Origin of the sequence: Larkinella sp. C7 (genome assembly GCF_006149005.1) — a bacterium.
GTDB lineage: Bacteria > Bacteroidota > Bacteroidia > Cytophagales > Spirosomataceae > Larkinella.
In genome coordinates this window covers 112808-124976 of record NZ_VBSL01000018.1, presented here as the reverse complement: position 1 = coordinate 124976, position 12169 = coordinate 112808, and the positions used below count along the sequence as shown (strand labels likewise).

Annotated in this window: 4 protein-coding genes; 2 read left to right on the top strand and 2 right to left on the bottom strand. The window is 54.2% G+C overall.

Annotation, left to right across the window (positions count from 1 at the left end):
• The coding region (locus FH871_RS28030) for a putative Ig domain-containing protein (protein ID WP_138994729.1) at positions 1-1465 on the top strand (1465 nt) is incomplete at its 5' end.
• Between the two features lie 87 nt (positions 1466-1552).
• On the opposite strand, the gene ispE is transcribed toward FH871_RS28030, so the two are convergent.
• Positions 1553-2359 (bottom strand): 4-(cytidine 5'-diphospho)-2-C-methyl-D-erythritol kinase, encoded by an 807-nt coding sequence (gene ispE / locus FH871_RS28025; protein ID WP_138994728.1) that lies wholly within the window; start codon positions 2357-2359, stop codon positions 1553-1555.
• Between the two features lie 317 nt (positions 2360-2676).
• Between ispE and FH871_RS28020 the strand changes: the two genes are divergently transcribed.
• Complete coding sequence (locus FH871_RS28020) at positions 2677-9540, top strand: putative Ig domain-containing protein (RefSeq protein ID WP_138994727.1); 6864 nt, start codon at positions 2677-2679, stop codon at positions 9538-9540.
• 89 nt (positions 9541-9629) lie between these two features.
• Here the strand turns inward: FH871_RS28020 and FH871_RS28015 are convergent, their stop codons facing one another.
• Positions 9630-12035 carry an OmpA family protein gene (locus FH871_RS28015; RefSeq protein ID WP_229317662.1) on the bottom strand — a complete coding sequence of 802 codons (2406 nt, stop codon included), beginning with the start codon at positions 12033-12035 and terminating at the stop codon, positions 9630-9632.
• Positions 12036-12169: the final 134 nt, after the last annotated feature.

Below are 12169 nucleotides of genomic sequence, written 5' to 3'. Positions count from 1 at the left end.
TTTCACCGATACCGATCCGCTGACCTATACCCTCACCGGGTTGCCATCAGGACTCGGTTTCAATGCCGGAACCCGCGTCATTTCCGGAACACCCACCCAGCAGGGAACTTTCAATTTAACCTATGCGGCCAATGACGGAAAAGTCACGGAAACCATGACGATTATGCTGACCGTTGCGGCTGGCGGCACCACGCCCCCACCAGCACCGGCGGGTAATTTCGACGGGTATCTGGCGAAGGAGGTCAGTTGCAGCACGATTTCGGGTTGGGCCTGGGAACGGGCCAAAGGCAATGCGGTGGTCACGGTCGAGATTTTCGTCGGCGCTTCGATTGCCGCCGGTACATCGTTAGGCTCTATTCCCGCCGATGTTTTCAAACAGCACCTGCTGGATGCCGGTAAAGGAAACGGGATACACTGGTTCGATTTCCCGATGCCGGAAAACCTCAAAAATGGCCAGAATCAAACCATCTGGGCACGGGTAGTCGGGTCCGAGTTTACGCTGAAGGATTCACCGAAAATCATCAATTGTGTGGGAAGCGGAACACCGCCAGCCAATGCCGCGCCGGTCGCGCCCGCGGTTTCGGGCTTGTCGGCGACTCTCAATGCCGCTTTCACGGCCAGTGCATTGCCCGCCTTTACCGATGCCGAAAACGATCCGCTGACCTATACCCTGACGGGATTGCCCAACGGCGTCAACTTCGATGTCAATACGCGTGTGATCTCCGGAACACCGACCGTCAGCGGCACCTTTACACTGACCTACTCGGCCAAAGACAGCCAGCACGCACCGGTTTCCACCACCCTGACGCTGACGGTTAACACCGGCGGAGGCACGACTCCTCCCCCCACCAGTGGCGGCAGCGGACCAGGCAATTACGAAGGCTACCTGGATGTGGTCAATTGCAGCAGCATTCAGGGCTGGATTTGGGATCGCAACCGCCCGAACACGCCGATTGCGCTTGAATTCCTGGATGGAAACACCGTAGTGGGTGCGGTCGATGCCAATATTTTCCGGCAGGATCTGAAGAACGCCGGAAAAGGCAACGGGATTCACGGCTACAGTTTTACGGTTCCGGCTTCGCTCAAGGATGGGCAGAACCACTCGATCAGTGGCCGGGTGCCGGGAGGGAATTTCACCCTGAAATGGTCGCCGAAAATCCTGAATTGCCCGAATGGCAGTCGGCAGGGAATAGACGAGCGCGTCGAGTTAAGCATGGAACTCACGGTTAGCCCGAATCCCAGCCGGGGCAAGGTCGAAATCAAGTATATGGTGGAAGCCGATCGCTGGGCCGATTTGCAGGTGGTGGATATGATGGGTCGTTCGATCTGGCAAAAACCCACCATTGGCACGGGCAAAGCGGAGCGCGAAACCGTCGATCTGAGTTCGGATGGAACCAATCTGTACTTAATTCAGTTGCAGACTGCCAAACAGATTGTTACCAGACGCTTGCTAATTAGCCGCTAAAAATCAGCTTACTGCTAAAGTAAAGAACCCGCCGGTGCAAACTGGCGGGTTCTTTACTTTAGCATCGTTTTTGTTTTCAATAACCGCTCATATGGTTTTCTGCCAGACCTGGTAGTCATGAAAATAATCCGGTAACGATACCGCTTGCTCGAAAATACCGTAAATAGTGGAGCCCGAACCACTCATACTGGCATAGACAGCTCCCGCTTGGTATAGTTCTTGTTTCACTGTATTCAGAATCGGATAGACCGGAAAAAGGCTGGTTTCAAAATCATTCCGAATGGTATTTCGCCAGGTTCCAACCGGATTTTGCAACAACGCACGCAGCGATGCAAGGGGCTTTTGGGGTCGAACGTTGGCGTAGGCTTCGGCCGTTGAAATGGCCAGATTGGGATATACCAGTACGATGGTGTAGCCACGGAGTGATACGTTAATATCCTGAAAGCGATCCCCCTTTTCGAAGCAATACAAGGGTCGATTCTGAATAAAAAACGCACAATCGCTGCCTAACTGCCGTGCATACGTTTCTAATTGCTCTATTGACAAGGCCAGGTTGAACTGCTCGTCCAGCAGACGCAGCGTAAAGGCGGCATCGGCCGAACCTCCGCCCAGACCCGCCCCGATCGGGATGAGTTTGTGCAAATACATCTGAACGGGTGGCAACTCAAAATCAACCTTCAGACGTTCGTAGGCCCGCAGACAAAGGTTGGAAGCGGGGTCGCCCGGAATGTCGGTTCCACTGATTTCAAACGACGTTTTCGAAGCCGGAATGATTTCCAGCAGGTCATTTAGCGGAACCGGATAGAAGCACGATTCAAGGTTATGAAAGCCGTCCGGCCGTTTCTCCGTGATCTGCAAACCGATGTTAATTTTGGCATTGGGGAAGCGTATCATTCAAAAGCGAGTATGACCTTTTAATAATTTAATCAAAGCAATTGACGCGCAGCTATGCTACTGATATTCTGATTATCAAAACATTAAGTTTACCGCTTAGTAAATTTAGATTTCTACTAACATTGGACTTATTTGTATTTTTCTTATATTTCCATTCAGTTTCTCATCTGAAATTCAAAATTTCAGTGCCTAAATATACAGTACTTAGCGCTGCTAACTCCTTTTTATCGCCTTTAATGGATTTTTCCCATCTCATTTTACCCCAATTGTGAAGCACGATCTGCGCTGAATGACAACACTTAAGTAAATTTTAACGTATGACAAACCTCTGTACTAAACTCAAAAACTTACTCCTGGCCCTTACACTGGTTACTGTTTTTATCTCGAACGGTTACAGCCAGTATAAGCCCGGCTTTTCAGAAGAAGTTTACGCCAGTGATCTGTCTGGTGCTGTTGGCTTCACTTTCGACAAAAACGGGGCCATGTACGTGTGGGGAATCGATGGCCGGATTACCCGGGTAGACCCTCAGACGAAGCAGAAAACGCAATTACTGGATATATCGTCTGAAATAGGACGATATGATGATTACGGGTTGCTGGGGATGACGCTGGATAACAACTTTCTGACCAATGGCCGGTTTTATTTATTCTATGTCATCAAATATGCTTCCGTCAAATGGCAGGGGACCTACGCCCGGGTTACCCGCTACGAAGCCAACAAAGATGACGGCTTTAAATCGATCAAAGCCAACAGCCGTAAGGTACTGATTGGCGAACCTGACCCCAATAACCCGAGTAAAGGCGTTCCCGGCGACTGTATTCCGCTGACTTCCAGCTCACATGCCGGGGGCGGTATTACGATGGGCGAAGATGGCTCGCTGCTGATTCCGACCGGTGACGGAGCCGCGCCAGCCTTCGACCAGGGATCGTATTCTGAATCGTATTACAGCCAATCGATTCAGAACGGGTTTATTACGGCTGCGGAAAACATCGGCAGCTACCGTTCTCAGGTCGATTATTCATTATCAGGTAAAATTCTTCGGATCAATCCGGAAAATGGCGACGGTATGCCGGGCAATCCCGACTATAACCCCAGTGCTCCGCGTTCGATCAAAAGCCGGATTTTTGCTTCCGGTCTTCGCCAGCCGTTTCGGTCTTCGGTTCGCCCCAATACGGGAAGTGGCGACATCAACGCCGGTAATCCGGGTGCCTTGTATGTGGGTGATGTTGGCTTTACGGACTGGGAAGAAATCAATGTGGTGAAGAAAGGTGCCAATTTCGGCTGGCCTTTTGAAGAAGGCCAATATGCTTCCAAGCGCGCCTACAACAAAACTGAATACAAACCGGCGGGTGTAACATTTACCAAACCGGTGATTGCCTGGCGTTCAGGACCCGGGCAGGTCAACAACAACGGAACCCTGACCAATGTCAATACAACACCAGCGGGGCTTTTGCCGGGTTATTGTGCCATTGGCGGTAGTTGGCACCCCGGTGGCGGAAACTACCCGGCCGAATACCAGAACTCATATTATTTTGCCGATTTTAACGGGGGATGGATTTCTAAAATGGCTTTTGACAGCGACAATCAGCCCCAACCGGCAACGCTGACCAAACTGCTGGATGGGGGTAGTTCGTATCAGTACATTACCTGCATCGCTTTCAACCCGGTTGACAAAAACATGTATTACCTGCGCTATCCGGAGGATGGGGGAGAGCGCGTACGCCGGGTCATTTACAACGGATCGGCCGGTGGTAGTCCGCCGGTGGCCATCATTCTGTCGGATAAAAGCAATGGATCAAGCCCCCTGACGGTTAAATTTACCGGGAACACATCCTACGATCCGGAAGGAAAAGCTCTGACCTACGCCTGGGATTTTGGCGACAATACCAGCAGCACCTCCGCCAACCCGGAACATACTTTTACCACCACCTCGACCTCGACTACCTACACCGTCAAGCTGACGGTTACGGACCCTGACGGAAAAAGCCACCAGACCACCAAAGCGATCACCGTCAGTAGCGCCAACAATTCGGCACCGGTTATTGTCAGCACCAGTATCGATGGGCTGACCCAAATGAACCTGGATGAAATCCGGAACATCAACCTGTCGGCGGTGATCACCGATGAAACCCCCGCCAACCAGTTGAGTTACAAATGGACGGTTTCGCTGTTCCACAACGATCACCAGCACGATGACTTTGTAACTACCAGCCAGACCTCTTCGGCTTCCCTGCCTCCGATTGGCTGCGATGGAACCCTAACCTTCTGGTACGGCGTGAAACTGGAAGTGACGGATGCGGGTGGTCTGAAAACGGAGACGATTCGGTATATCTACCCCGACTGTGCCGGGACATCACAAACCATTACACTCAACGACATTGCCGACCGGGCTCCTAATTCTGCAGCCTTCACGCCGGCAGCCTCTGCTTCGTCGGGAAAACCCATTGTTTTCTACGTCATTGCCGGACCCGCAGTAATTGCGGAAGGCAAAGTGTTTCTGACGGGCCGCCTGGGCAAAGTAACCATTCGGGCCGCACAACACGGAGGAGACGGTTTTAAACCGGCCCGTCCGGTGGAAAAATCGTTCAATGTCGTCTCCGATGCCGCCGATAAGCAACCTCCAACGGCTCCGACGTCTCTGGCACTCAGCAACATTACGCAGAATTCCATGCGGTTAACCTGGAACGCATCGACGGATAATGCCAGCGTAGCCAGTTACGAAGTGTATCGAAACAACGTTAAAATTGGCGACGTCAATTCCGGCACCAGTTATAATGCAACCGGACTGACGGCGGGTACGGAATATTATTTCTTCGTTCGGGCCATCGACCCGACCGGCAACGTGTCGGCCAATAGCAACACCGCAACGGGCACAACCACCGGAACGTCGACGCCACCGGCGAATTCGCCCCCGACAGCCCCATCGGTAGGAGCCCTGACGGCCACCGTTAACACGAGCTACACGTCGAGCCAGCTCCCGCCGTTCAACGATGCGGACGGCGATGCCCTGACCTACACCCTGACCGGACTGCCCGGTACGTTGAACTTCAATGCCAGCTCCCGCGTCATCAGCGGTACGCCGACCCAGGCTACCTCCTACAACCTGACCTACAGCGCAACGGATGGCAAGAGCAGCGCAGTTAGTACGACAGTTACGCTGACAGTCAATACATCCGGCACTGGTAACCCGCCCCCTACGGTTACCGGCAACTTTGAAGGGTATCTGGATGTCGTCAATTGCAGCACGATTTCGGGCTGGGTATTCAATTACGATAGCCCAAATGCACCGTATACCGTCGAATTTCTGGCTGCAACCGGTTCCAATCCGTCGATCGAATCGGCCACTTCATTCGGCACCACGGTGGCCAGTAACTTCCGCCAGGATTTGCTGAATGCCGGAAAGGGAAATGGAGCGCATGGCTACAGTTTTACGGTACCAAACAGCATCAAAACCAACCAGCAACAAACCGTCTGGGGCCGCGTTCAGGGGTCAACGTACGTGCTGATGTGGTCGCCCAAAACCCTGACCTGCGAAGGAACGGGAACCCCCGTGAATCCGCCCCCGGTCCAACCATCGGTTTCACCCTTAGCGGCCACGGTTAGTGTAGCGTACAATTCCGGCCAGCTCCCGGCTTTCACGGATAGCGAACCGCTCACCTACACCATGACCGGCTTGCCCTCCGGGCTGAATTTCGATGGCGGAACCCGCGTGATCTCCGGAACGCCCACCCAACAGGGAACCTTTACGATTACGTACTCAGCCGCCGACAGCCAGAATAAAACCGACCTTTCCATTACCCTGGTGGTAGCGCCTGGCGGAACACCCGTGAATCCGCCCCCGGTAAAACCCTCGGTATCAGCACTGGCGGCTACTATGAACGTGCCCTATACGTATACCCTACCGGTTTTCACGGATAGCGAACCCCTGACTTATACCCTGACCGGTCTGCCTAACAACCTCACGTTCAATCCGTCAACCCGGGTGATTAGCGGAACACCGACGCAGCAGGGAACGTTTGCCCTGACTTATTCGGCCAGTGACAGTCAGTCAAAATCCGATCTGGCGATTTCGCTGGTGGTTTCTGCGGGTGGCGTGGTGACCGGAAACTTTGAAGGTTATCTGGATGGCGTCAATTGTTCGACGTTTTCGGGATGGGCCTGGGACCGGGACAAGCCCAATACACCGATCACGGTCGAGTTTCTGGATGGTGCCACGGCCGCAACCGCGGTGTCCATCGGTTCCATTTCGGCCGACGTTTACCGTCAGGATCTGAAAAATGCCAACAAAGGCAATGGTGCCCACGGTTACGTTTTCACCGTTCCCGAAAGTGTGAAAGACAACCAGACGCACACCATCTGGGGCCGCGTTCAGGGGTCAACGTATGTGCTGATGTGGTCACCCAAAACGATTAATTGCGTCGGAACCGGAACACCACCCGTTAACGCGGCCCCGGTAGCCCCCGCAAGCATCGCGCCCCTGTCGGCCACCATCAATGCCGCCTTCACGGCCAGTGCGCTGCCGGTCTTTACCGATGCCGAAAACGATCCGCTGACCTATACCCTGACGGGACTGCCCAACGGCGTCAACTTCGATGCCGGAACCCGCGTCATCTCCGGAACACCGACCGTCAGCGGCACCTTCGTCCTGACTTACTCAGCAAAGGACAGCCAGCATTCGCCGGTTCCGACCACCCTGACGCTGACGGTTGCCAATCCATCGACTCCTCCGCCAACTGGCGCGTATGAAGGGTTTCTGGATGTAATCAACTGCGATGGCGATATTTTTGGGTGGGTTTGGGATGCCAATCAGCCCAATACGCCGGTGAACATTGAAATCCGGGAAGATGACAACCTCATTGCGACTATTACCGCTTCGCTGGCCCGGCCTGACCTGGTCAGTGCAGGGAAAGGAAACGGACAACACGGTTATTCTTTCATTATTCCGGCAACGCTGAAAAACGGGCAGAACCACAGCATTAGCATGCGGGTTCAGGGAACGTCGTACGAATTGATGGGTTCTCCGAAAACGCTGAACTGCCCAGGAGACGGAAGTCCGCTCCCGAATGACCCAGCCAATCAACCCCCGACCGGCCCTACGCTGGCGATTCAAAACCGCGAAATCGGCGTAGCGACAACGTATACCATTCCCGAGTTTACCGATCCCGAAGCCGGGGCATTGACCTATGCGCTCAACGGTTCGGTTCCGGGTCTGACCTACTCGGCCGCAAGCCGTACCCTGAGTGGATCACCCACCACGTTGGGAACGTTCACGACCAGCCTGATTGTGACGGACCCCAAAGGAAAAACGGCCTCGGCTCTGTTGACCTTCGTCATCACGAATGCAGGCCCACCGGCCAACGTTCCTCCGGCAGCCCCGGCGGTTTCGCCCCTGTCGGCCACCGCCAATGTCGCCTATTCGTCTACCCTACCGGTTTTCACCGATACCGATCCGCTGACCTATACCCTCACCGGGTTGCCGTCTGGATTGGGTTTCAATGCCGGAACCCGCGTCATTTCCGGAACACCGACGCAGCAGGGTACGTTCTCATTGACGTATGCGGCCAATGACGGAAAAGTCACGGAAACCATGACGATTATGCTGACCGTTGCGGCTGGCGGCACCACGCCCCCACCGGCTCCGGCGGGTAATTTCGACGGATACCTGACACAGGAAGTCAATTGCAATACGCTTTCAGGATGGGCCTACGACCGTACCAGTGTCAACCGGGTGGTCACCGTCGAGTTCTTTGATGGTGCTTCGATTGCAACGGGTCGGCTCATCGGGTCGATTGCGGCCGATGTCTTTAAACAACACCTGAAAGACGCCGGCAAAGGAAACGGGGTACACTGGTACGACTTCCCCATACCGGAAGAGATCAAAGACGGCCAGAATCACACGATCTGGGCGCGGGTGCAGGGATCGGAATTTACCCTCAAGTGGGCTCCTAAAACCATCCGATGTGTCGGTTCCGGAACGCCATCGAATGCGGCTCCGGTAGCTCCGGCCGTTTCAGGTCTGTCGGCGACTATCAATGTCGCCTTCACGGCCAGTGCATTGCCCGCCTTTACCGATGCCGAAAACGATCCGCTGACCTATACCCTGACGGGATTGCCCAACGGCGTCAACTTCGATGTCAATACGCGTGTGATCTCCGGAACACCGACCGTCAGCGGCACCTTTACACTGACCTACTCGGCCAAGGACAGCCAGCACGCACTGGTTTCCACCACCCTGACGCTGACCGTCGGCGGAGGAGGAACCCCAACGAATGCAGCACCGGTGCCCCCCGCGAGCATCGCGCCCCTGTCGGCTACCATTAGCGTCGCCTTCACGGCCAGCGCACTGCCGGTCTTTACCGATGCCGAAAACGATCCGCTGACCTATACCCTGACGGGATTGCCCAACGGCGTCAACTTCGATGTCAATACGCGTGTGATCTCCGGAACACCGACCGTCAGCGGCACCTTTACGCTGACTTACTCGGCCAAGGACAGCCAGAATTCGCCGGTTTCGACCACGCTAACCCTGATGGTCAACACCGGCGGAGGCACAACGCCCCCGCCCACCAGTGGTGGCAGCGGACCAGGCAGTTACGAAGGGTACCTCGATGTGGTCAATTGCAGCAGCATTCAGGGCTGGGTTTGGGATCGCAACCGCCCGAACACGCCGATTGCGCTTGAATTCCTGGATGGAAACACCGTAGTGGGTGCGATCGATGCCAATATTTTCCGGCAGGATCTCAAGAACGCTAACAAAGGCAACGGGATTCACGGGTATAGCTTCACGGTTCCGGCTTCGCTCAAGGATGGGCAGAACCACTCGATCAGTGGCCGGGTGCCGGGAGGGAATTTCACCCTGAAATGGTCACCGAAAATCCTGAATTGCCCGAATGGTGGCCGTGAGGGGGTTCCCACGGCGGAATTTACCTCGGATCTGTCGGTCAGCCCGAATCCCAGCAGCGGCCGGGTGGTCATCAGCTTCCGGCTGGCGGCTCAAAAAACCGCCCAACTGCAGGTGGTGGATGTGCTGGGTCGGGTTACGTGGCAACAGGCCGTCATCGGCAATGGTAAGGTGCAGCACCAAACGGTTGATTTGAGCCAGGGCGGAACCGGTCTTCACTTCGTCCAGTTGAAATCCGGCGAACAGCAACTCATCAAACGACTGCTGATTACGCAGTAAAAAATAGTTTTAAGCATGAAAAGCCGCAGACGAGCAATCTGCGGCTTTTTTGTTTCCTGTTTTACGAACAAACCGCCTGGATGCCGGTTTCACTTGATCGACAACACTTTGAATTCGGTCCGGCGGTTTCGCTGGTGCTCAGCTTCCGTACAATTCACTTCATTGGTGCAATTGTTGAGCAGAACCGATTCGCCATAACCGGCCGCGACCATTCGTTTGCGGCTAATCCCTTTTGACGCCAGGTAACTGACCACCGAATTGGCCCGCTGCGCCGACAGATACCGGTTGTAAACCGCATCGCCCCGGCTGTCGGTGTGGGATCGGAGTTCGACCGTGAGCGAGGGGTATTTCTGCATGGTGGCCACCAGCTTATCCAGTTCCCTGGAAGCATCCGACCGAATCGTCCATTTGTCGAGGTCGTAATAAATGTTGTTCAACTGAACAATGTCGCCCACGCGAAGCATGTTCAAATCTGCCGACAGCACTTTGTTTGTCGCCCTGGTTGTCAGTCTTTTAATCCGGTTTGTATTCGTACCATACCGTTCTTTTGAGGCACTGAGGGTGTAGTCGCAGCCTTCGGTCAGTTCAAATTCATACCGGCCATCGACGCCGGTAGTGATTTGCCGGATGGCGCCGTCACAGTCGTTTTTCAAATTGACCGTGACGCCTTCAATCGGCTTCCGGTCTTTTTCGCTCATGACAATACCTCGCACTTTGGCTTTCTGAGAATCGACGATATCCCAGCCGTCATTCGCCGGTAGCGGTATATACTGCACGGTATCAATAATTTTCGGGGGCTGATTCAGCGCAATTTCCAGCCGGGAGGGCGAATCGTCGGTGAGTGAGTTGGTTGAGAAACCAACTGTGCTGGTCACGTAACTATCTTTGGAAGCCCGAAAAATAAAATCGTTGTTGGACTCCAGACACAACTGCACCAACCCGTCTTTTTTGGTCACCACCGTTCGGTCTTTGCGCCCTTCGCCCCGGGCTTTTATGTCGATCAGCACACTATCGATAGGTTGCTTCGTTACTTCATTATAAAACCGCAGTGTCAGGTTCCGGCATCCGTAGAGCGAACTTTCCCGGACAAAACGGAAAATATCGTCGTTGCCTTTTTGCCGGTTGGTGCTGAAATAACCGCCTTTGCGGTTTCCGTCGGTAATTATCCCAAAATCATCCTGGTCGGAATTGATCGGCGCATCAAGGTGTTCGACCGGTCCTACCGGCGTTCCATTGACGAGCGGGGCGTAGTAAATATCGAGCCCGCCCAGCCCTTTTCGGCCGTCGGAGGCAAAATACAGATTGCCCCTTTCGTCGATAAACGGGAATAAATCGTTGCCTTTCGTATTGATTTCCTTCCCCAGATTGACCGGTTTCGACCACTTCCCATTTTCATTCCGGGCAACGTACAAATCCGTCCCGCCGACGCCCCCCGGCATATCGGAAGCAAAAAACAGCAAGCGGTCGTCTTTGCTCAGAGCCGGATGCCCGACCGAATAATCGTCGCTGTTGAACGGTAATTCCTGAATATTGATCCAGGTGCCGTTTTGCTGAACGGCCGTATACAGTTTCAGGTTCGTCACGCCTTCCGTGCTTTGGCGTACCCGTCGGCCATCGTAGTTGTTCCGGGTAAAAACGACCTGATAGCCGTCGCTGAAAAAAGTCACCGGCCCTTCGTGGTAGCGGCTGTTGAGCGCGCGGCTGAAAGGCTGAATGGTTTTCGAAAACCGCAATCCCTCCGAAATATTGATGCCACCATCGTACCCGCCAATCGTGCGGGAATCGTTGGCCGAAGCGCGGCTGCGCGAATTGCCGCCGGACTGTTGGGCCTTGCGGGCCTTTATCGACACCGGTTTCGAAACCGTGCCATCGGCTTTAATCAACTGCGTGGCCTTCAACTGCTGCCGGTCCTGGACGTAAAAGAGGTCGAGATAACTGCCTCCCCCGCCTTTCCCGGACGTTTCGATGGCGGCACTGGCTTTTTTCCCGGACACGAACACCAGCCCGTCCCGGTAATACATCGGACTAAATTCAGCGTCTGAGGTGTTGAGGGCGAGGACTTCCAGCCGGTAGCGAGTCGGTGTTTTTTTGCCGCCCCCCCCCGTTGCTGGGTCTAAAAACGGCGCGGATTCTGCCTGGACGGCTTTTTCTTTCAGTTTTGTGTATTGATCATACTGCTTCTGTGACTCGCTGTATTTGCCATTGGCCGCCAGGGTCTGGGCATAGTGAAGGTAGCTTTCAATCTGGTTTCCGGTCAATTCGGTTGCAGTGGTCAACTCCTGGTAAGCCCGTTCGGCTTTTTTCAGATCACCCGCCAGTTGATAGGAATGGGCCAGATTAGCCTGGGCCGTTGTGCGTTGTTCAGCCGTCAACTTGTCCGGCAAATCGGCCAATAATTGGGTGTAAATCTCAATGGCCCGCCCGTAGGCTTTCAGGGTATACTGCCGGTTTGCCTGCTGCAACAGCGTATCGGATTGCGCATAGCCGATAGCCACCGCACAGAAAAACAATCCGCAGGTGAACCAGAACTTATGCCAAAGTTTCAAAATACAAGTGCCCATACTTGATCGTGCCAAAACCATTTACGATGCCAAAGCCGTCCTTTTTAGACAGGCCGCATTTTATTGTT